Consider the following 23067-nt stretch of genomic DNA (forward strand, 5'->3'; position numbering starts at 1 on the left):
TTGAAGAAGTTAGAAGAGCCCTTCAATGGACAGATACCTTTCACCAGTATCATAATTGAGGGTTAGAATTTTAGATCCAGTCTTTATTTCTGGCAGATGCTTAGCAATGGCAGCTAAAGCAGCTCCGGTAGATATTCCAACAAAGAGGCCCTCTTTTTTTGCTGCATCCAGCGTATATTTAAAAGCTTCTTCCTTGCCCACAGTAATGACACCATCGAGAACAGTAATATCCAATATGGATGGAATAAATCCGGCTCCTAAACCTTGTAAAGGATGTGGTGCAGGACTTCCGCCACTTAATACAGGAGATAAGTCAGGTTCAACAGCGATTACTTTGATATTGGGATATTTTTGTTTTAAAACCTTTGCAATTCCGGTGATATGGCCACCTGTTCCTACACCTGTAATAATATAATCCAAGCCTTCAGGGAAATCTTTTAAGATCTCCTGTGCTGTAGTTTCAGCATGGATTTTGACATTGGCAGGATTATCAAACTGTTTTGGAATCCATGAATTGGGTGTTTCCTGAGCCAGTTCGTTCGCTTTTTCAATAGCGCCTTTCATTCCTTTTTCTCTTGGAGTCAATACAAATTCAGCACCGTACGCTTCCATAATTTTACGGCGTTCTATACTCATGCTGTCGGGCATTACGAGAATAAGTTTGTATCCTTTTACGGCAGCAACCAAAGCAAGTCCTATTCCTGTATTTCCGCTGGTAGGCTCAATAATCGTACTGTCTTTGTTTAATAATCCTTTAGCTTCTGCATCTTCAATCATGGCTAAGGCAATCCTGTCTTTGATGCTTCCACCTGGATTTACCTTTTCCAATTTGATCCAGACTTCGTGTTCCGAATCAAAGAGTTTGTTAATTTTTACGACTGGCGTATTCCCAATCGTTTCTAGTGCGTTCTGAAATTTCATACCAATACAATTTTTATTTTTTACTTTATATGACGAAGTTGAGTGACTCCGGCAACGTGTTGTTATCCTTTATTCTTATTTCACTTTTATTATAAACCAAGGAGTTGGAAGGAACATCTTGCGTTATCCATACATTACCGCCGATGATACTTTCTTTGCCTATGGTTGTATTTCCTCCTAAAATGGTCGCTCCTGAATAAATAATGACGTGGTCTTCGATATTAGGATGCCTTTTTTTGTTGGCTTTTTCTTTGGAAACATTCAAAGCTCCAAGGGTTACGCCCTGATAAAGTTTAACGTGATTTCCAATGACAGCGGTCTCTCCAATGACGATCCCGGTTCCATGATCGATGAAAAAATACGCTCCGATCACCGCTCCCGGATGAATGTCGATTCCTGTTTTGCTATGTGCATATTCTGAAATGACACGAGGCAATATTTTTAATTCCTGATTCCAAAACTGATGGGAAATACGATAAACATAGGTTGCAAAATATCCCGGGTACGCAAGAAGTATTTCTTCCAGAGAATCTGCTGCAGGATCAAATTCCAAAATAGATTGAGCGTCCTGAATCAGTTGATCATAGATTTCAGGCAAAGTCTCAAAAAAACGGTCTGTTTGTACTTCAGTAATTTCTTCATCATCAGTTATGCTGTTGATCAGACAAAAAAGGCTGCCATACAGTTTGGCGAAATTTTCTTCCAACTGATCTGCTATATCTTCTTTCTCAGAAATAAAAAGTACTTCGTACAAATGCTTAACAAAATTTTTAGCCTTTGATTTATCAAAAGAAATGTGACTATTACTTTGTTTGTTATTACGGATTTTGTCAATTAAGTTATTGTATACTGCCATTTTTTATTGAATTATACATGCTGCAACAGTTGAATTGGAGGTTTCATCCACCAAAATTGCAGATCCTGTTCTTTTATTATCTATAAAACTATCGTAAACCAGAGGCTGTGCTGTTCTTAGGGTAACTTTAACGATTTCATTCAGTTTGATCTCACCTTCAGCTTTTTCCTGTATAAGTGTATTGACATTGATCTTATAATCTACTGCCTTTACTACTGTTTTTACTAACCTGCTGTTTTGCTGTAGCAAATATTTATTGCCTGGTTGTAATGATTTTACATCAAGCCAGCATAAAAGAACTTCAAGATCTTTTTCGATAATGGGAAGCTGTTCTCCTGTAGCAAATAGATCGCCTCTACTGATATCCAGATCTTCTGTTATATGAATTACGGCAGGCTGTCCTTCAAATACTTCATTGCTTTCAATTCCATTGATCTCAATTTTAGCAATTTCACTGGTTGAACCTGCCGGAAGAATATGGATCTTATCTCCTTTCCTGAATTGACCACTTAATATCTGTCCTGCATAACCTCTGTAATCATGTAATTCTTCTGTTTGAGGTCGGATCACATATTGAACCTGAAAACGGCTTCCGCTATTTAATTCGTCATGAAGGGTCACCTGTTCCAGATATTCCAAAAGAGATTCTCCTTCATACCAGTCTGTTCTGGATGATACCGAAACAATATTATCTCCTTTAAGTGCTGAAATGGGAAAATAGCTTACATCATTTAATCCAAGGCTATTGGCAATTTTTGTGTAATCTGCTTTTATGGTTTCAAACACTTCCTGTGAATAATCGACCATATCCATTTTATTGATGGCTACAGCTACTTTTTTCAATTTAAGCAATGAAGCTATAATTGAATGCCTCCTTGTTTGTTCGATCACTCCTTTTCGGGCATCAATAAGAATGACCATCAGGTCAGAATTAGAAGCTCCAGTAATCATATTACGGGTATATTGTACATGGCCGGGAGCGTCAGCGATAATAAATTTCCTTTTGGCGGTTGAAAAGTATCTGTAAGCAACATCAATGGTAATTCCCTGCTCTCTTTCAGCACGTAAACCGTCGGTTAATAGAGCTAGGTCTACCCCATCTTCGTTTTTATTTTTAGAATGTTTCTCAAGTACTTCCAGCTGATCCTGTAAAATACTTTTACTATCGTAAAGCAGTCTTCCGATAAGGGTACTTTTACCATCATCTACACTTCCTGCTGTTATAAATCTTAAAATATCCATATCTGTTAATTATAAATTATAAATGATAAGCGATGAATGATAATTGCCTGCAGAATCATTGATCAATTATATTTTATCATTGATTAAAAATAGCCTCCTTTTTTCCTGTCTTCCATTGCGGCTTCTGTTACCCGGTCATCTATTCGGGTTTCTCCACGTTCGGAAATTCTGGTGGCAACGATTTCTTCTATCACTGCGTCTATTGTCGATGCGTGAGATTCAACTGCTGCAGTACATGTCATATCTCCCACGGTACGATAACGTATCTTTTTTGTGGTAATAAAATCGTGGTTTTCCAAAGAAGCATGTTCAGAATTGGCAATCCATTGTCCATTGAAATCAACTACTTCCCTATCGTGCGAAAAGTAAATGGAAGGCAGCGCAATTTTTTCTCTGCGGATGTAATTCCAGACATCAAGTTCTGTCCAGTTACTGATAGGGAAAACCCTTACATTCTCTCCTTTCTGAGTTTTTCCATTAAAAATATTCCAGAGCTCCGGACGCTGAAGCTTAGGATCCCATTGTCCAAATTCATCGCGAACAGAAAAAATTCTTTCTTTTGCACGGGCTTTTTCTTCATCTCTACGGGCACCTCCTATACAGGCATCAAATTCAAATTCTTCTATCGTATCAAGTAGCGTATAAGTCTGCAGCCAGTTTCTGCTGGGGAACTTACCTTTAGGTTCTGTTAAACCTTTTTCCTTGATCGTATCCTCAACTTTACGAACCACAAGATTGACATCCAGTTCGCTGACCAGCTGATCTCTGAAGCTTAAAACTTCAGGGAAATTATGTCCTGTATCCACATGAACAAATGTGAAAGGAATTTTTCCGTGGCGGAATGCTTTTGAAGCTAGATGAGCCAGTACAATACTGTCTTTTCCACCGCTGAATAACAAGGCAGGACGTTCAAATTGTCCTGCTACTTCCCGTAAGATGTAAATCGATTCGGATTCCAACTGATCCAGGTAATTTAAATGATATATTGACATGTTTATTTTTATTTATGAATATGTAATCCGCATTCTTTTTTATTTGCATCTTCCCACCACCATCGGCCCGCTCTGAAATCTTCTCCTTCTTTTATTGCTCTTGTACAGGGCTCGCATCCAATACTGACAAATCCTTTTTTATGTAAATAATTATAAGGTAAATGATACGCCTGAACATATTCTAAAACCTGCTTTGTAGTCCAGTGAAGCAATGGATGAAATTTGATGATCTGATGATCTTCATCCCATTCTAATTGTGGCATATTTTGTCTGTTGGTAGAATGCTCTGATCTTAAACCAGTGATCCAAACTTTGTATCCTTGCAATGCTTTTTTTAGAGGATGAACTTTGCGGATCGTGCAGCATGCCTTCCTCTGCTCCACAGATTGATAGAAAGAATCGGGTCCGTTCTGAGAAACGAACTCTCTTATTTCTTCTGTGTCGGGATAGTAGGCTTTGATTTCTTTTTTAAAAAATGCTCTACTGGCTGTCCAGGTTTCATAAGTCTGTTCAAAAAGTCTTCCTGTATCCAATGTGAAAATGTCCACGTCTAGGTTTTTGATCAAATGAGTTACAATTTGATCTTCATAACTAAAGCTGGTGGAAAAAGTGACCTTACGCGGAAATCTCTCTACAAGTACTTGTATAAAATCGGTATTAATAGCATTGTCAGAGGCTTTTTTAAGCAGTTCTTCGAATTCTGTTTTCAGATTATTTTCCATTTGGGATTGAAATTATTCCTGCAAATATATATAATCCTATTAATCCTACCAAATTAGTAGGATTTAAAATTAAAAAAAACTAATTTTTTTTCATAAACGAAGTCAGAGTGGCCTCCATCATGCTTTTCCTTGTTTTTTCCCTTACAATAATAAACTCTTTTCTAAGGTAGCAGGTTTCTTCATCTACGCAATCATCACAAGGTTCATAAAAGTTTAAGGAAACACATGGAGCCAATGCTATAGGACCGTCAAAAATCCGGTAAATATCAGCTAAAGAGACATCATCAGGAGATTTTAGCAAATAGTAACCACCTGCTTTCCCTTGTTTACTATTAACAAGTTTTACCCTCTTTAACTCTAAAAGAATTTGCTCTAAAAATTTTCTTGGAATATGTTCATCTTGTGCAATAATAGATGTAGACAAAAAGCCTTGATTGTAATTTCTTGCTAATCTGACCATTGCTTTTAAAGCATATTTGCAACGTTTGGACATCATAATAGACGCAAGTTATAACATTTTCTTTTATTATTGAAATGTTTTTCAGATTGGGCGTGTTCTTGTTGTATAGGAAGAATACTTAAGTCTTTTTGAAAATCTTTGATTTTCTGTTTATGTGTTCTTTATTGTGCAGTAGATTTTACACTTTCTTACGTTTTCTAAAGTGTCTCAAAAAACTTTTGCGACTTTTGCGTTTTAAAAACATGATACCCTTAAAAGTTTATTGCCTTCGTTTAACTGTTTTTCGATAAACTTAACCTGGTCGTTGCATTTTTTCATTTTAAAAAGATGTATTTTTCATAATGGAATAAAGATTTATAAAACTGTGTTATAGAAGGATTTGAATTTAAAATCAAACTATATATGAAACAAAAATTTAGCTTTTTAAGCACTTTAATACTGCTTATTATTTTATTCAGCTGCAAACAATCCATCCAAAATATTAATCCATCCAAAGGTATTTCCACAACGAAAAAGATCACCTATACTCAATCTTTGTTTCCTAGCTATAATGCAAATTATACTCCCCCATCGGGAATGAAAACGTTTGAGCTTAGCCAGGATTATCCAAAAACATTGGTTGTAGAAAATTATCCATGGCAAAGTATCGACTTCAAAAAAGAACCCGAGCTCTACATGCAAACGGTTTTGAATTATTGTTTGAAAGGTAACCTAGAGGTTGATTTTAGAGGTCAGGAAAATAAAATAAGAAAGTGGTACCATGCTCCATGGCTTGATGATGATGGAAAGTACCTGAATAAGGAATATATAGGAAATGGACGTGAATATATCCACGGCCTGACAAGGGAGTTTGCCACACCAAAATATAAAATACACGATCAACAGGACATCGAATTGGAAAATTGGGCAGTAGGAATGTATAACGCTCCGGGAGGCTATACAATAGGTCAAGTTTGGCCTGCTCCCAACCATAATCCGGCTCCTGGAAAATCAAACTTTCCGGAAGGAACAGTAAGCTTTAAATTGTTGTTTACGGACGGGACTCTCAGTAAAGTCCCTTTTCTAAAAAATACCCTGGAATGGAAAGCTAATATTTATTCATGCAATCCTAATGCAGAGTGTACAGATAAAACAAGAACTGATCGAACTGTTAGACTGCTTCAGATCGATATTGCAATTAAAGATAAGAGAGCATTAAAAACAGGTTGGGTATACGGGACATTTATGTATGACGGGTCAGGTAAAGGGAAAACGGTTTGGGATAGAATGGTTCCTGTTGGTTTAAGTTGGGGAAACGACTCAGGGATAACAAAAGATATACATCGTGATGGTGCATTTATTAATGAGGAACTTAAAGAGTCTTTTATTAATGCTTCATTAATACATTCTGAGAAAAAAGACAAAACAGCAGCTTATCTCAAATATCATGGATTGGGAGGAAGGTTAAACGGGCCTATTGATAATTCAATATCATCATGTATTTCGTGTCATGGGAATGCATCAGTGAGTAGCAAAGGCGTAACTCTGCCTTTAGGTGATTTTAAAGCAAGTACAACAAGACTTAATTATTCTCCTGAATCGTTCAAACAGTTTTTTATGGATGTTCCATCGGGTGCCAATATCATAAAATTCAAAGAAGAAGAATATACAACGACAGATTATTCGTTGCAAATTTCTACAGGTATTAGAAATTATTATGTGAATAAGAGAGCTTTGGCTAACCGTTTAAAACAAGGGAATTAATAACATTTTAGGTTAAGATAAGTTTCGAACTTTGTTATAGCGAGTCATTGGTTAATCGCAAAGGCGCAAAGGTTTCTTTAGGATGCTGTTTTTAAGGCGCAAGAAAATCAAAGATTTTCGGCAGGGTTTATACTGAGGGCTCGATTCGTCCCTTCGAGTAGGTTTTGGAAAACCGTATCGAGAAGTTGTTTCTATTTAAATAACACTTAAGTTATTTTAAGTGAAAAGCCTTGCGAATAATAAGTACACTTTAGTTTTTTGAAAATCTTTGATTTTCTTCTTCTGTGATCTTTAAAACGTTATTCATTTAGCTTAGGAAAACTTAAGTGTTCTAAAGTGTTTAAAATAAAGGCTTTTGTGACTTTTGTGGTTAAAAAAAAGATTTTTTATCTCGCAGATTTAGCGAATTAAGCAGATATTTTTAAATTTTTATCGAAGATAAAAATCCTTGCGCCTTAAAAACGTTATGATTTTAAAGATTTTAGCGTCTTTGCGATTAACCATTTCTCATTTAATCTTTCTGAAATATAAAGTAAGCTACCACCTCGTTTTCCCGTACTAAATTCTCTATTCGGATAAATCCATTCTTTGTAAGAACTTTTTGAGATCCTATATTATCAAGATCAGTAACAGCAACAATATCTCTATTGTCATTTAGTGAAACACAATAGTCAACAAGTGCTTTGCATATTTTAGTGGCTACGCCCTTTCCCCAATACTTTTCATTGGCAACATAGCCAATTTCTGTTTGTTCAGGATTGTCCACAAAAACTCTTGCGACACACATTCCCACAAAGTCATTATCTTCAGTATTAAAGATACCCCATCTGCTGAATGGTCCTTCATGATAATCTGACAATGATTTTTGAAACGTTTTTATATATTCTTCGATACTTTTATAGGGAAGAAATTGAGTAATATTTGGGTTTTCAAAGAGTGATAAGAACAAAGTTAATTCCTGAGCTGTAAATTCACGTATGGTGATCGAATCGTCTTTATGTTGCATAAGGATAATGAAGTTTTTTAAGCCCATAAAATACATCAAAATACCGAGAATTAAGTGATGAAAATGTGAGAATAACTATTAAAAAAAAGGGCTTAAGATCATTGCTGATCATTAAGCCCAAACATCATCCAAAACTCAGAATTATTTTCATATTCGATATAGTAGTAACCACCCCGTCAAATCTTTGATTTGCCACCCCTCCGAGGGAGGGGAATTTTGTTTTTTGTTATGCTATAATAGTTGGGGTGGTTAATGGGTTAGAAACTTTTGAACCAGTCGGTTACAGCTTTGAAGTAATAATCCGGTGGTTGGTGACCTAAGAGAGAGTTACCTCCTCCTGAATACTGCCCACTTGCATAAAGCGTAAGTTTTACATCTGCTGTACCGCCGCTATAGGTCTTTGTCGTATCATTACCACTGCCAATTGATGTAGATGTTGGATTGTTGCTTGTTCCGTTTTTCAGTCTCCAGAAATCTGCTTGCTCTTTTCCGAAGAGTCCATTAGGACTGGTGTTACCAAAATGATCGTCACCAAGGCCAAAGAAAATCCACACAGTTGTGTTTCCATGATAATTAGAATTAGCAACATAATTACCATTACTATTTTTAAACCAGAATGGTCTGTTAGATGCAACCGGAGCAATAGCCTTAAATACTCCATTTAAGAAATAAGCAGTAACATTAGTCATATCTCCACCCCAAGAGTGTCCGGTAGCAAAAATACGGTTTTGATCAATCGAGTAGGTTGATTTGATAAGATTCAAAAGTTCCTTGGTAAACTGGATATCTTCCGATCCCTGATAAGGTGAAGCATAATCTCCCATAGCCCAACCCTTATCACCATCCCAAGTGTATTCCTGATCAGGATAAACAAATATGGTATTATCCATTAATTTTTCAAGACCGGGGGTGCTGGAGTTCCATCCTTGTCCCATCCATTGTTGCATTTCATGTCCTGTTGTATCTGTTCCTGCGAAAACAAAGACAAGGCGATACTTCTTCTCACTATCATAATTTTCAGGTACAGATAGGTAGTAGCTTCTTGTTCCTCCCGCACTGGAAGAGAAATCGTGCTGTTTCTGTCCGCTGGTGTAAGAGGTTACAGCAGCAGTTTTACCTGCTGTAGGTGATTCATCTCTGGCTGGTGTAATGTCTCTGCTTTCGCAAGCATAGAAGAATACAAAGCTGATTAAACAAACTAACTTCAATAGATAGCCTGTAAGTACATTTTTTGTTTTCATATATTAAAAAATTTGGTGTGCCTATTGTATCAGATCAGCTAAATCTTTGAGGATTAAATAAGCTGATATCTGCAGTTGGCTTTTGGCCATCCGCAATTTCAGAAACTGTTCTTCCAAAAACAGGTCCCAGACTTAATCCCATCATTCCACCACCACCTGCAATAATTAAATTTTCAAGTTTTGATGCCTTTCCCAAATAAGGAAGCCCATCAGGAGCACAAGGTCTGTAGCCAAACCAAATATCAGATTCCTTAGGTGTTTCGATCTGAAATTCGGGCATATATTTCGGAATAGACTGTACAATCCCTTCTACCCGATTCATATTAATTTTACTACGATGGGGTGCCAATTCCATAGTCCCTCCAAATCGGATATGCCCACCCATAGGAGTCACAGCTACTCTTGCTTCCAGTAAAAGAGCGGCTCGCTCTATCCTATTGTCTGGATTTTCCGGTTTATGCATAAATGAATACCCTTTGCCGGGCATCAAATGAATTTTTATACCCACTTTTTCTGCCAGTTCAGGAAGAAACGAACCTCCTGTCATCACAAATTGATCAGCTGTGAATTTTTCACCGTTAGCAATAACGGCTCTAATTCTTTTTCCATGGGTCTCAAATCCTGTAATTCTATGTTGAGTATGGAAAACAACACCATTATTTTTAAGATAAGTAATCAGTTGTTTCATCAGTTTCACCGGATTCATATGGCCATCACATTTATAATTGATGCCACCAATAATATCCAGTTTAACATTCGGTTCCAGTTCCTCGATCCCTTTTTGGTCAAGGATATCAACAGATAAACCCAATTTAACCGCTGTATGAGCAAGCTCTATCTCTTCTTCAGCTACTTTTTCTGTTTTATATAGCATTAGAAGGCCTTTCTGAGTAAGCTCAAAATCAAATTCTTCTTTTTGGGCAATTTGGTTATAAAGCTGGCTGCTGGCTAAATTAAGGTCTCTGATTGCAGAAGCAGAGCGATCAACATGTTTCTGATTAGAATGTTTTAAAAATTTGATTCCCCAGGATATTAATTGAGGACTTAATGAAGGCTTTACATAAAATGGACTTTTACTGTCAAACATCCATCGAATTCCCTGAGCAACGACTCCAGGTGCTGCCAACGGGGTAAAATGACTAGGAACAATCATTCCCGCATTGCCGTATGAACAATTATTGGTGAGATCATTTTGTTCCAGGATTTCTACCTGCCAGCCTTTCTCTAAGAGGTAATATGCAGAGCTGAGTCCTGCTATTCCGGCACCAATAACCAGTGCTTTTCCTTTATTTTGTGTCATTTGTTTGCTTACATAACCTGAAATCCTAACCAATAAGGATCTTCATCGTCGATAATAATATGGTTATACCCTGTAATTCTTGCCCAACCTTCAACCGAAGGGATAATAGCTGATTTTCCATCAACGGTTTCCGTTCCCTCTATCCGTCCGATAAACTGAGAACCGATATAGCTTTCGTGGATGAATTCTTCCCCTTCTTTTAATTTCCCCTTAGCATACCATTGAGCCATTCTTGCTGAGGTTCCTGTACCACAAGGTGAACGGTCCAAAGCATTTTCACCCACTAAAACAGCATTTCTTCCACTGGCTTTAGGATCTGTAGGTGTACCGGTCCACTGGATATGACTTAATCCAAAAATATTTTCATCTTCTGGATGGGTAAAGATGTATTTCTCATTGAGGAGTTTTCTGATTATTTTTCCATAATGAATGAGTTGGCTTGCTGTAAAATCGGAAATATCTCCAAAATTTTCCTGAGGATCAATAATGCCGTAAAAGTTTCCACCATAAGCTACATCTACTTTTATGGATCCTAAGTCCGGACAGTCTACTTCCAGATCTTCTGCGTAAAGAAAAGATTTTACATTCGTTAATTTTACAGACTTTACTTTCTTTCCTTCCTGAGCATAATCGATCAAGATCAGTCCTGCTGGGGTTTCAAGTCTTAATTTTCCGGGAATTTTTGGAACGACCAAACCCTCTTCTATAGCAATTGTTACGGTTCCTATCGTTCCATGTCCACACATAGGAAGACATCCACTGGTTTCAATATATAAAACGCCGATATCATTAGCTTCATCAATTGGAGGATAAAGGATACTTCCACTCATCATATCGTGCCCCCTCGGCTCAAACATCAATCCTTTACGAATCCAGTCATATTCTTTCATGAAATGAAGTCGGCGTTCCATCATTGAATTTCCTTTCAGAATGGGTCCACCACCTGCTACGAGACGTACCGGGCAACCGCAAGTATGAGAATCTATACAAAAAAATGTTCTGTTCATGGTTTTAAAATTTTAAAGGTCCTGAATGAATTTCGCCATCAACAATTCTTTTGATTTGTAATGAATTTTCATTCTTTAACTCTTCAGGTAAAAATTCATCCGGCCAGTTTTGAAAAGAAATCGGACGGACAAATCGTTTGACAGCATCCGGTCCTACCGATGTAAAGCGCGCATCGGTAGTTGATGGAAAAGGTCCTCCGTGCTGCATGGCGTAAACGACTTCGACACCGGTCGGCATCCCATTGAATAAAAGCCGGCCGCATTTATCTTTCAAAATATTAATCAATTTAATATTTTGACGTACATCTTCCTCTGTAGCTGTTATGGTTATGGTGAGCTGTCCTTTCAAATGTTGAGCAATCTGTAGTATTTCCTCCGGTGTTTCACAGGCTACAATAATACCGAACGGGCCGAAAACTTCTTCACTTAAAATATTATTTTTAATAAAATTCTTTCCCGTAGTTTCTACAACAATAGCTCGTCCCTGCCATTCATTTGCTTCTGCATTTACTTCTGTAATTACATCCACTTCCGATTGTGTAGAAGCAATACGCTTCAGTTTTTCAAAGTTTTCAAAGATACCTTTATGAAGCATATTGACAGGAGCAATACCCGGAATTTCATTTTTTAATGCCATTATAAATCTATTCAGGCTTTCTCCTTTTAATGCAATAAAAACACCTGGATTAGTGCAAAACTGTCCAACGCCTAATGTTAAGGAAGATGCATATTCTTTTGCCAGATCTTCTGCTCTGTTTTTCAGTAAATGCTCAAAAGCAAACACAGGATTGATACTGCCCATTTCTGCAAATACGGGAATAGGTTCCTCACGTTGATTCGCTAAATCGAACAAGGCTTTTCCGCCATTAAATGAACCCGTAAATGCTACCGCTTTTATGTCTTTGTGCTTCGTTAAGTAAGCACCAATATCATTAGATGTTCCGGTAATATGACTAAATACACCTTCCGGCCATCCGAGTTCCTTTACAGTAGCTGTTATAGCATCAGCCATTATTTGTGAGGTCTTGGTATGAGCTGGATGAACTTTTACAAGTACAGGATTTCCCGCACCCATAGCACTCGCTGTATCTCCTCCTGCTGTAGAAAATGCAAACGGGAAGTTACTGGCTCCGAAAACAACAACAGGACCTATTCCTATATTGTATTTTCTCAGATCCCCCTTTTGTTTTTCAGGTTGGGAAAGATCAATCCTTGCTTCTGTATAAATTCCTGTTGATACTGCTTTTGCATAACTTCTCCACTGCCCTATTGTTCTTGCCTTTTCACCGGTTAGTCTTGCTAAAGGTAACGACGTTTCTTCATGAGCTGTCATCAGGAGTTCTTCTCCTAAAGCTTCAATTTTATCCGCTACAGTATTCATAAACACTGCACGTTCTTTTATTGTCGTATTCTTCAGAAATTGATAAGCATCCGTTGCCATCTGAATCCTCTGATCAATAATTTCTTTTGATGTTTCTTCAATCATAGTTTTTATTTCTGATGTTAATCTAATGCCGGGCGATTGGCTATACCATTCGAAATAATCTGATTAATCTGTTCGGCTTCGGCACCATACAGCTCCAGTCTTGGAGCTCTGACATAGGGGTTACTTATTCCTTCTGCGGTTGCTGCAAGTTTAATGTATTGAATCAGTTTAGGATGAATATCCAGCTCTAATAAAGGCATGAACCATCTGTAAATGGCAATGGCCTTATCATAATTTCCAGCTTTAGCATGATTATACATGGCCATTGTTTCGTTGGGGAATGCATCTACCAAACCTGCAACAAGGCCGTCAGCTCCAAGCATTAAAGTTTCAAGGCAAATGGTATCGACTCCACCAAGGATTTTAATTCTTTTACCAAAGCGGTTGATCATTCTGGTCACGTTTGCTAAATCTCTTGTAGACTCTTTCACCGCCTGAATAGTAGGATAAGCTATAAGCTCTTCAAACATATCAAGCGTTACATAAATCCCATAATCAACGGGATTGTTGTAAATAAGGATAGGAAGATCTGTTGCCATTGCAACTGCTTTAAAATATTCTACGACCTCACGGCTGTCTGCCTTATATCTCATAGGTGGAAGCAACATCAATCCGTCTGTACCTATTTCTTTTGCTTTTTTTGCGAAATTTGTTGCGTTTTTCGTTGTATTTTCAGAAAGGTTGAGAATAACAGGAATTCTTCCGGCGGTAATATCCTTTGCATATTTTAAAAGTTCAAACTTTTCTTCTGTTTCTAATACGCTTGCTTCTCCTAATGTTCCCCCAAGGATAATCCCATGGACACCAGCTTTAATCTGAGCTTCAGTATTTTTAGCGAACATTTCAAAATCTATATCACCTTCTTTTGTGAAAGGTGTTAATACGGCTGGATAAATACCTTCCCAGTTAAGTTTTGTACTCATATTAAATTATGTTTATTCAAAACTATCGGAATTTTAAATCCATAAATGTTAATATTTTAATGGATAATGACCATATTTTAACACGTTACGAATTTAGTCCATAATTGTTTCTTTATATCGCTTCAGATATTCTTTAGGTGAGTATTTCATAATCATCCGGAAAACACGATTAAAATTAGTCAGACTATTGAATCCGCTATTGAAAGCAACAGATGAGATATTGTACATGTTTGAAGATGTTAAGAGCTTACATGCACGTTGTACGCGTAAATCATTAAGATATTCAATATAAGTAATGCCAGTACGTTTTTTAAAAGATCTGCAAAAAGCTTGTGGCGTCATACAGGCTTCTTTTGCAACATTGTCAAGTGTCAGCTTATTTTCGGCAAAATTTTTCTTGATATAGTTTTGTGCATTTATAATCCTTTTATCATTATCAGAAATATGACTGGGTAAATTTTTTCCTGTAGATAAGGGAATATGTAAATGTCTGTTTTGCATCAGATGGCTTAAGATCTTTACAAAGTTTATGATTTGATCAATACCCATTAATTTTTGTAATTCTGTGATTTCATTGCCTATTTTGGCTTTTAATTCATGTGATACTTGAAATCCAAATTCCGAATGAGTTATGAAATTTTTAAGCTCTTCAAATTCGGGTAGATCAAATACCCCGGCAATCTTTTTATAAGGATCAAAGAAAATGGATACCGAATGAACTTTATGCTTTTCATCTTTATTAAAGTCTGCTTTAAAGACGTGTGACTGATTAGATCCTAGGTAGAAAATATCACCAGCTTCAAAATTAAAAAGGCTTTGTTCGATGGCCAATGTTCCGTGACCTTTTACAATCCACATGATCTGAGTTTCATCATGACGATGAAAATAGGGATAAAAATTAGTCATTATATCTTCCTGAATACGAATGCTTTTACTGGTGTTGGCAGGAACTGAAAACTGGAGACTTTTCATATAATATTAATACTTTATGTTAGTGGAGAATATAATATGTTAAAATATTACCGAATTTAAGCAAAATATAAACATTGAATATCATATTAAAATCCCAACTTTATATATTGTTTATTTTTTATAAACAAACCCATCATAAATAGTACAAAATTGTAACTTTAAACCTTTAAATAAAAGTATTTATCATATGTTTTCAGCACAAACTTATCAAGAAAGAAGAACCGCACTAAAAGCCAATATGGGCAGTGGAATTTTATTGTTTTTGGGAAATATAGAAAATCCTGTGAACTTTGAACACAATCCTTATTATTTCCGTCAGGACAGTACTTACTTATACTATTTCGGAATTCAGGAACCAAGGATTGCTGCAGTTATTGACATTGATGAAAATAAGACCATTATTTTCGGGGATGAATTAAGTATTGATGATATTGTGTGGCTGGGAAGACAGGAAACACTGAAAGAGAAAAGTATAAAATCCGGTGTGCAGGAAACTTTACCCTATACAGAACTTTCTAAATATATTCAGAAAGCGCAGGCTTCTAACAGAAAGGTACATTATCTTCCTCCCTACCAGTCTTCCAATAAAATTTTATTGGGTGAACTTCTTGGAATTAAAATAGCAGAATTGCAGCCTTCTGTTGAAATGATCAAAGCAATCGTAAAACAACGTTCTGTAAAAGAAGCTCAGGAAATAGAACAGATAGAACAGGCTATCAATGTATCTAATGAAATGCACTTATTAGCAATGCGTATGGTAAAACCAGGTGTTAAAGAATATGAAATAGCAAATGCTATTCAATACCTTGCTGCAAATAAAGAATGTCAAATGTCTTATCCACCCATTGTTACTATAAATGGAGGAATACTTCATAATCATTATCGCCTCAATACTTTGAAAAGCGGAGATCTTTTCCTTAATGATTCCGGAGCTGAAACAGCAATGGGATATGCTGGTGATTTAACGCGTACATTCCCTGTAGATACTACTTTTTCTACCAAACAAAAAGAAATGTATGAAGTTGTTTTAAACGCTTTTGAGAATGCGCAACGTCTTTTGAAACCTGGAGTAAAATTTAAGGATATCCATTTAAAAGCTTCCCAATATCTGGTGGAAGGTCTTATTGACCTGGGATTAATGAAGGGAAACCCTGAAGAAGCCGTTAAAAATAATGCTCATACTTTATTTTTCCAATGTGGGCTTGGTCATATGATGGGATTGGATGTTCATGATATGGAGGACCTGGGCGAACAGTATATAGGATATACCGAAGAAGAACCAAAGGATACCCAAACATTCGGGCTTAAATCTCTGCGTTTAGGGAAAGCGTTAGAACCGGGATTTGTTGTAACGGTTGAACCGGGTATTTATATGATCCCGGAATTGATCGATATATGGCAGGCTGAAAATAAAAATGCAGACTTTATTAATTATGATAAAGTAAATGAATACCGAAATTTTGGAGGAGTACGCGTTGAAGATGACTTCCTGATCACCAATGACGGATACAGGCTTTTAGGAAATGGTCTGATTAAAACCGTTGCGGAAATTGAAAACTACAGAACAGAACATTTAGCTTAATTAAATACCTTATATGAAAGATATAAAAAAACTAATTTACATTGCATTATACTTCTTGTGTTTATCGCCAATTGCTGCGCAAAAAACACAATGGACACCTGATGGTAACGCTTATCATTCTTTTACTAAAAATGGGATCGAAATCGTTGATTTACTGAATCCCGGAAAAAATCAGTCTTTTTTAGGTAACAGCGAATTAATTCCTTCCGGAAGTTCTGAAGCTTTAGAAGTACAGAGTTTTCAGGTATCTCCGGATGAGAAAAGTTTATTACTCTTTGCTAATACTAAGAAAGTCTGGCGGGATAATACACGCGGTGATTACTGGATTTTTAATAAAAACAGTAAAAAGCTTACACAGCTTGGAAAGGGATTACCAGAATCTTCTCTTATGTTTGCAAAGTTCTCTCCGGATGGTAAAAAGGTTGCCTATGTATCTAAACACAATATCTATATTGAAGATCTTTCAAACAATCAGTTAAGTAAAATCACCAATGATGGTACTGACAGAATCATTAATGGTACTTTCGACTGGGCCTATGAGGAAGAATTTGGTACTCAGGATGGTTTCAGATGGTCTCCGGATGGAAGTAAAATTGCTTACTGGAAATTAGATGCACGCAGCACTAAAAATTTCCTGATGATCAATAATACAGATAGTCTGTATTCGTTTACCGTTCCTGTAGAATATCCGAAAGTTGGAGAAAATCCCTCTGGTTGCAGTATTTGGTTGTACGATTTAGCTGCTAAATCTTCAAAGAAGGCCAATATTGCAGGCGATGAAGTACAAAACTATATCCCAAGAATGGAATGGGTATTGGATTCCAAATCCATTATCCTGCAGCAGCTGAACAGGAAACAAAATCAAAGTAAAGTGATTGTAGCAGATGCTAATTCGGGGAACAGTAAAACCATCTATTCTGAAACAGATCCTGCATGGATTGATATCAAATCCCGTTGGAACGACAATGACCCTAGCGGATGGGACTGGATCAATAATGGTAAAGAATTTTTGTGGTTATCTGAAAAAGACGGCTGGAGACATATCTATAAAATAGACATGAACGGAAAAGAAACACTGATTACAAAAGATGGATTTGATGTGATACAGCCAGAGTTTTTTGATATTCCAAACAAACTTATTTACTTCTTAGCTTCACCAAATAATGCTACCCAGGAATATTTATATAAAGTGAGCTTGAACGGAGGAAAGGCAGAACGGGTAACTCCTGAAACCTATCAGGGCTCTAATAAATATGCAATATCACCCAATGGAAAATTGGCTATGTTTAGTAACAGCAGTGTGAATGCACGTTCAGTAGGAGCTGTAATTTCGCTTCCGGATCATAAAGAACTGGTCGCTGCAAAAAATTCTGCAAAAGCAGATCCTTCAAAATCTAAAGCAGAGTTTTTCCAGATCACAACACAGGATGGGGTGACGATGGATGGATGGGTGGTAAAACCTAAAAACTTTGATCCGAATAAAAAATATCCGATTGTTTTCACGGTTTATGGAGAACCTGGAGCACAAACAGTAACAGATAGCTTCTATACAGGCTGGAATGGTTTATATATTGGTGATATGGCTCAGGACGGGTATTTATATGTTTCTCTTGAGAACAGAGGAACACCGGCACCGAGAGGACGTGAATGGAGAAAATCTGTTTACCGTAAAATAGGACAGCTTAATATTCGTGATCAGGCAATGGGAGCTAAAGCTTTATTTGCTAAATGGCCTTATATAGATACTTCCAGAGTTGCCGTATGGGGCTGGAGTGGCGGAGGTTCTTCCACACTGAATCTTTTAGGACAGTATCCGGATATTTACCAAACGGGAATAGCAATTGCTCCGGTAGCGAATCAACTATTTTATGATAATATTTATCAGGAAAGATATATGGGACTTCCACAGGAAAACAGAGAAGATTTTGTCAATGGTTCTCCCCTCGCTTATGCTAAAAACCTGAAAGGAAATCTTTTATTGGTTCACGGAACAGGAGATGATAATGTACACTACCAAAATACAGAGGTATATGTCAATGAACTGGTAAAATACAATAAACAGTTCCAGCTGATGTCCTACCCTAACAGAACACACTCCATTAGTGAAGGAGAAGGAACATCACTGCACCTAGCAACATTGTTTACAAAATATTTAAAAGAACACTGCCCTCCCGGAGGAAAATAACAGATAAAAAAATCCCACAGTAATGTGGGATTTTTTATTTAAGACTATTTCTTATTTTAATTGTCTATTTTCTCTTAAACACCAGCGTCCAAATTCCACGGCTTGTATGTCCTCTGTGACTTTCAGCTACCTGCATAATAATTTTCATTATTGTTTTAGCCAATTGCCCTATTTCAAATCTCTTCTCATAGCCAGCCTTTCATAACATCGTTATTTTAATAGAAAAGAAGATTAGCCTAATGTTCCAAATTTAGTGAGAATCTATTTAATTATGATGAAATTAGTACGGATGTCAAATCATCTGGGCCATACAATTTGATTAATCTGGGTGCATAAAGAGGTTCAGGGAGTTCATATTTTTGTGCCAATATAATACAATACTTATGAAAGATTCATTTAAAATCCCGCAGCTTCTTTTAAGATGTGCATTGGGAATTACATTTTTAACTCCTGTGTCTGACAGATTAGGACTTTTAGGTGCTCCCGGTACCGGAAATATTGAATGGGGAAACTGGGGAAATTTTATTAATTATACCACTACCCTAATGCCATTTTTAGACAGACCTATGGTGAATATTATGGGTGGTATTGCTACCGTATCGGAATTGCTTATTGGTATTCTTCTGATTATTGGTTTTAAAACAAAATACGCCGCACTGGGGGCTTCGTTGCTTACATTAACATTTATTCTATTTATGATCTTTTCTGTAGGAATACAAAAGCCAATCAATTTTGGAGTTTTTACAGCAACTACAGCAAGTTTCTTATTATCACGTATGCCGAATTACAACTGGAGTTTGGATAACCTGTTAAAGAAAAAGGAGAGCTAATTATTTCCAAATATGAATGTGATGAAAAAAATTCTTGTTATCAATGCAAGTGCCAATATAGAAACCTCATTCAGCAGAGATCTCAGCGATACTTTTATTAGACACCTGAAAAATGGAAGTCAAACTTACCCAATCAATTACAGGGATTTAGCAAAAACTGAAGTTTCACATATCAGTCAAAGGTGGATTGAAGCTGATTCAAAGAAGAGAGAGGAAAGAGATGATGAAGAGCTTGAGATTCTGAGATCCAGTGATATTTATATTCAGGAACTACAGGAAGCAGATATTATAGTGCTTGCAACACCAATGTACAATTGGTCTATTCCAAGTAGTTTAAAGGCATATCTTGATCAAATCCTACGTTTCAATGAAACTTTTACTACCAATCCAGAAAAGAATGACAAACGATACTTGGGTATGCTTAAGAATAAAACCCTTTTTCTCTTATTCTCCAGAGGAAGCCAGGGCTATGGAGAAGGAGAAAGAAATGAACATATGGATTTCCAGAGCAAATATTTAAAAATGGTTTTTGGCATCATGGGAATCGATCATATTCATGAATTCGCTATCAATGGAACCAAGCGGAAAAATGATAAGTTATCTGGCGAAATAGCAAAATTGGGCGACCAATTGGCCCATTTGATTCATAGTGAAATCAAATAGCAGATTTACAAAGTTCGCGTTCATTTGTATCATCTGGGCTGTATATTTTTTAAAATCTGGTCTATAAACACCATCCAAAAACACCTTACCTTTGACCTATGAAATTAATGCAACTTTCTATGTTTGAGAGGTATTAGAATAATAATTATAAAATTAAATAATAAAATGGCAACACGTATTAAAATCGACCAAGTAGAAGCAGCAGGTTACAGAGCAATCTTAGGTCTTGAAAAATTCATTGAAAGCACTCCATTAACGAAAACTCATAAAGATTTAATTAAGATCAGAGCTTCACAAATAAACGGTTGTGCATTTTGTATAGATATGCATACTAAGGAAGCACGCACAGCCGGTGAAACCGAGCAACGTATCTATGCACTTAATGCATGGCGTGATACTCAGTTTTTCACTAAGGAAGAACGTGCTATATTGGCTTTGACAGAAGAGGTGACTTTGATTGGTAACCATGTAAAAGACGAAACCTACCAAGATGCGTTAGAAGCCTTAGGAGAAAGTTATCTGGCTCAGGCTATCCTTGCTATAATAACAATTAATGCATGGAACAGAATAGGCATTACAACACAGCTGATTCCGGCTTAAGTTCGTAATCTTAGTCAGATCATTTATACAGATCATCGCTGCTCCTATGAAAAATATGGAGCAGTTTTTTTATATGATATTCTATCTGCTAAAGCTTTTTAAAGTTTTATTAATCCTAAAAATCAATCCAGCATGCTACCCTATAAATCACTGATACAACTTAACAGAGATTCGAGTGTCTCACTTTATGTTCAGCTATGTAACAGCTTTATCAATCTGATTACTAATGGTACACTTCAACCTACAGATGTATTACCCAGCACACGTGTGCTTTCCGAATTAATTGGGCTTAACCGGAATACAGTGAAATTAGCGTATGAAGAACTGATAAGCCAGGGTTGGGCTGAGTCTATAGAACGTAAAGGGGTATTTGTATTCTCTAAATTACCTGTTGTTTCCAAGAATAAAGGAAATGCTTCTACTGAAATTTCCAATAAACCAGGGGAATCATTTATTTGGACAAACCCTTTTCTGGGAAGAAAAGGAAGTGACAATTTCCAGCATTCCGTTTTAACGATCGATGATGGGTTTCCTGATGTACGATTGACACCAATTGATCTATTAATGCGGGAATATCGAAGCATTTCTAAAAAGTTTTATGGAAAAAGCTTCTTAAAATATGGATACCCAAAAGGCTCAGAACATCTTCGTAATGCTTTAAGCAGTTACCTTGCCAATACAAGGGGATTAACGGTTAATCCTGAGAATTTACTAATTACAAAGGGTAGTCAGATGGGTATTTATCTGTCCACTCAGCTTTTACTTAAACCCTCAGATCATATTGCTGTTGGAGTATCGAATTACCGTTCCGCAGATGAGATATTCAAATATGTAGGAGCTAATCTTTTAAGGATTCCTGTGGATCATTCCGGAATGGATATCGATTTTCTGGAAGAGGTTCTAAAGCATACGTTAATTAAAGCTGTTTATATTATTCCACACCATCATTTTCCAACCACTGTTACGATGAGCATGGAAAGAAGACTGAAACTGATGAAGCTTGCCAAGGAATATCGTTTTGCTATCATTGAAGATGATTATGATTTCGATTTTCATTATAACAATAAACCTTATATCCCTTTAGCAAGTATAGATCACAACAGTAATGTTATTTATATCGGATCCATAACAAAAACTTTTGCACCAGCACTGAGAATTGGATTTATGGTTGCTGATCCTGCTTTTGTAGATGCTGCATCATCATTGAGGCAATTGATAGATAAACAAGGGGATTCCTTACTTGAAGAGGCTTTTTCATCTTTATTTGATAACGGAGAAATGGAAAGACATTTTCGTAAATCATTAAAAATTTACCGTCAACGCAGAGATTTATTTTGTGAAATTCTGCAAACTAATTTCAATGATGTCATCACTTTTAAAATCCCTGAGGGTGGACTTGCGGTTTGGTCCGTATTCGATGAAGCGATACACCTGCCCGATCTTTCACAAATAGCTGCTAAAAATGGATTGAAAATGTCTGACGGTTCGTTTTATAATAATGAAGTATTTATTCCCAATGGACTTAGATTGGGGTTTGCATCACTTAATGAAAAGGAAATTGAGCATTCACTTGAGCTGTTACGAAAAAGTATATAATGAGCAAAGAAATACCATGCCATCTAAATTTTTGAGGCTACATCTGTACGCTGATTCCCATAATACTTCTGAATACTTTTTGTTCATGATCGTAGGCTGGCATAATCCATATGGTTGATTGAAGTTTTGGAATGGTATATCTTAGATTAGGCCCAAGACCATGATACCGCCAATCCATAATTCCCAAACTGAATTTCTCTGAGAACTCATGAAAGATATTGATCTTATATAGATAATTTTCATGACCATTTCCCAATTCTCCAAGGATCAGAAATGTCGTTTTGTTTTTCTTTAACCACACACTGGCCGAATATCTGGGTGAACTTTGGCCATGCTCGATACCGGCAGTTGCCGAAAAACGAACTGAGCTGGTGGGTGAATAGGAAAGTCCGACTAGGGCCTGACTCCACTGCTCCCTGATCAGACCGAAAAATATAAGATCAACTTTATCACTGATCCTTTTGCTCCCATTGTAATTAATAACAGGATTTACGGTGCCATCCTGGTTAAATTTTGCATAGAGTTCAAGTTGAGCCTGAGCCAGTATTGGACTACCTATTATGAAAAAGAACACTGTTATTTTTACTAAAAACTTTGGTGGGATAAGAAGAAAACAGGATGATATTTTATTTGGGAAGTTCATAAATATTGACTGATTTATAATGCAAAATTAGTCTGTTCGGTGGCCGAAGATCTGTCCCAGATTCAAGAAAGGTGCTGACCCACAAGATCCATTTTGT

Annotated in this window: 21 protein-coding genes; 7 read left to right on the top strand and 14 right to left on the bottom strand. The window is 36.6% G+C overall.

The window, feature by feature from the left end; all coding sequences use genetic code 11:
• Window positions 1–9: 9 nt before the first annotated feature.
• The 6 genes from cysK to J7E44_RS01280 all read right to left on the bottom strand — a co-directional run bounded on the left by cysK (window position 10) and on the right by J7E44_RS01280 (window position 5229).
• Window positions 10–921 carry a cysteine synthase A gene (cysK, locus tag J7E44_RS01255; protein WP_214824696.1) on the bottom strand — a complete coding sequence of 304 codons (912 nt, stop codon included), beginning with the start codon at window positions 919–921 and terminating at the stop codon, window positions 10–12.
• Window positions 922–946: 25 nt separating this feature from the next.
• Window positions 947–1777, bottom strand: coding sequence for a serine O-acetyltransferase EpsC (gene epsC, locus J7E44_RS01260; RefSeq protein WP_214824698.1), 831 nt, complete (start codon window positions 1775–1777; stop codon window positions 947–949).
• Window positions 1778–1780: 3 nt separating this feature from the next.
• Window positions 1781–3019: a sulfate adenylyltransferase subunit 1 gene (locus tag J7E44_RS01265; RefSeq protein ID WP_214824702.1), complete on the bottom strand. Its 1239-nt coding sequence runs from the start codon at window positions 3017–3019 to the stop codon at window positions 1781–1783.
• Window positions 3020–3102: 83 nt separating this feature from the next.
• Window positions 3103–4011: a sulfate adenylyltransferase subunit CysD gene (gene cysD, locus J7E44_RS01270; RefSeq protein WP_214824705.1), complete on the bottom strand. Its 909-nt coding sequence runs from the start codon at window positions 4009–4011 to the stop codon at window positions 3103–3105.
• 8 nt (window positions 4012–4019) lie between these two features.
• Window positions 4020–4733 (bottom strand): phosphoadenylyl-sulfate reductase, encoded by a 714-nt coding sequence (locus tag J7E44_RS01275; protein ID WP_214824708.1) that lies wholly within the window; start codon window positions 4731–4733, stop codon window positions 4020–4022.
• Between the two features lie 79 nt (window positions 4734–4812).
• The gene (locus J7E44_RS01280; RefSeq protein ID WP_214824711.1) at window positions 4813–5229 is read right to left on the bottom strand and encodes an RrF2 family transcriptional regulator; all 417 of its coding nucleotides are present in this window, start codon (window positions 5227–5229) and stop codon (window positions 4813–4815) included.
• A gap of 366 nt (window positions 5230–5595) precedes the next feature.
• Here J7E44_RS01280 and J7E44_RS01285 point away from each other — a divergent pair, with 366 nt between their 5' ends.
• On the top strand, window positions 5596–6936 hold the full coding sequence (locus J7E44_RS01285; RefSeq protein WP_214824714.1) for a hypothetical protein: 1341 nt from the start codon (window positions 5596–5598) through the stop codon (window positions 6934–6936).
• A gap of 511 nt (window positions 6937–7447) precedes the next feature.
• Here J7E44_RS01285 and J7E44_RS01290 read toward each other — a convergent pair.
• The 7 genes from J7E44_RS01290 to J7E44_RS01320 form a co-directional block, all read right to left on the bottom strand.
• Entirely contained in the window at window positions 7448–7942 is a 495-nt protein-coding gene (locus J7E44_RS01290; RefSeq protein ID WP_214824717.1) for a GNAT family N-acetyltransferase, read from the bottom strand.
• Between the two features lie 257 nt (window positions 7943–8199).
• Entirely contained in the window at window positions 8200–9183 is a 984-nt protein-coding gene (locus J7E44_RS01295; protein ID WP_214824719.1) for a CE1 family esterase, read from the bottom strand.
• A gap of 34 nt (window positions 9184–9217) precedes the next feature.
• Window positions 9218–10483 (bottom strand): NAD(P)/FAD-dependent oxidoreductase, encoded by a 1266-nt coding sequence (locus tag J7E44_RS01300; protein ID WP_214824722.1) that lies wholly within the window; start codon window positions 10481–10483, stop codon window positions 9218–9220.
• An 8-nt stretch (window positions 10484–10491) separates the two neighbouring features.
• A complete protein-coding gene (locus J7E44_RS01305; RefSeq protein ID WP_214824725.1) occupies window positions 10492–11490 on the bottom strand; it encodes a 4-hydroxyproline epimerase in 999 nt (332 codons plus the stop codon).
• 4 nt (window positions 11491–11494) lie between these two features.
• On the bottom strand, window positions 11495–12976 hold the full coding sequence (locus J7E44_RS01310) for an aldehyde dehydrogenase (NADP(+)) (RefSeq protein ID WP_214824727.1): 1482 nt from the start codon (window positions 12974–12976) through the stop codon (window positions 11495–11497).
• 17 nt (window positions 12977–12993) lie between these two features.
• Window positions 12994–13899, bottom strand: coding sequence for a dihydrodipicolinate synthase family protein (locus J7E44_RS01315; protein ID WP_214824728.1), 906 nt, complete (start codon window positions 13897–13899; stop codon window positions 12994–12996).
• A 93-nt stretch (window positions 13900–13992) separates the two neighbouring features.
• Complete coding sequence (locus J7E44_RS01320) at window positions 13993–14871, bottom strand: AraC family transcriptional regulator (protein WP_214824729.1); 879 nt, start codon at window positions 14869–14871, stop codon at window positions 13993–13995.
• 187 nt (window positions 14872–15058) lie between these two features.
• Here J7E44_RS01320 and J7E44_RS01325 point away from each other — a divergent pair, with 187 nt between their 5' ends.
• The 6 genes from J7E44_RS01325 to pdxR all read left to right on the top strand — a co-directional run bounded on the left by J7E44_RS01325 (window position 15059) and on the right by pdxR (window position 22327).
• Entirely contained in the window at window positions 15059–16453 is a 1395-nt protein-coding gene (locus tag J7E44_RS01325; RefSeq protein ID WP_214824730.1) for an aminopeptidase P family protein, read from the top strand.
• A gap of 13 nt (window positions 16454–16466) precedes the next feature.
• Entirely contained in the window at window positions 16467–18638 is a 2172-nt protein-coding gene (locus J7E44_RS01330) for a S9 family peptidase (protein ID WP_214824731.1), read from the top strand.
• Between the two features lie 383 nt (window positions 18639–19021).
• The gene (locus tag J7E44_RS01335) at window positions 19022–19468 is read left to right on the top strand and encodes a DoxX family membrane protein (protein ID WP_214824732.1); all 447 of its coding nucleotides are present in this window, start codon (window positions 19022–19024) and stop codon (window positions 19466–19468) included.
• A 21-nt stretch (window positions 19469–19489) separates the two neighbouring features.
• A complete protein-coding gene (locus tag J7E44_RS01340; protein ID WP_214824734.1) occupies window positions 19490–20131 on the top strand; it encodes an FMN-dependent NADH-azoreductase in 642 nt (213 codons plus the stop codon).
• Between the two features lie 165 nt (window positions 20132–20296).
• Window positions 20297–20731 carry a carboxymuconolactone decarboxylase family protein gene (locus J7E44_RS01345; RefSeq protein ID WP_214824737.1) on the top strand — a complete coding sequence of 145 codons (435 nt, stop codon included), beginning with the start codon at window positions 20297–20299 and terminating at the stop codon, window positions 20729–20731.
• Window positions 20732–20863: 132 nt separating this feature from the next.
• Entirely contained in the window at window positions 20864–22327 is a 1464-nt protein-coding gene (gene pdxR, locus J7E44_RS01350) for a MocR-like pyridoxine biosynthesis transcription factor PdxR (protein WP_214824740.1), read from the top strand.
• Window positions 22328–22364: 37 nt separating this feature from the next.
• On the opposite strand, the gene J7E44_RS01355 is transcribed toward pdxR, so the two are convergent.
• Window positions 22365–22901 (bottom strand): hypothetical protein, encoded by a 537-nt coding sequence (locus J7E44_RS01355; protein WP_214824743.1) that lies wholly within the window; start codon window positions 22899–22901, stop codon window positions 22365–22367.
• Between the last annotated feature and the right edge of the window lie 166 nt (window positions 22902–23067).

It is taken from the genome of Chryseobacterium sp. ISL-6 (assembly GCF_018613715.1).
GTDB classification, from domain to species: domain Bacteria; phylum Bacteroidota; class Bacteroidia; order Flavobacteriales; family Weeksellaceae; genus Chryseobacterium; species Chryseobacterium paludis.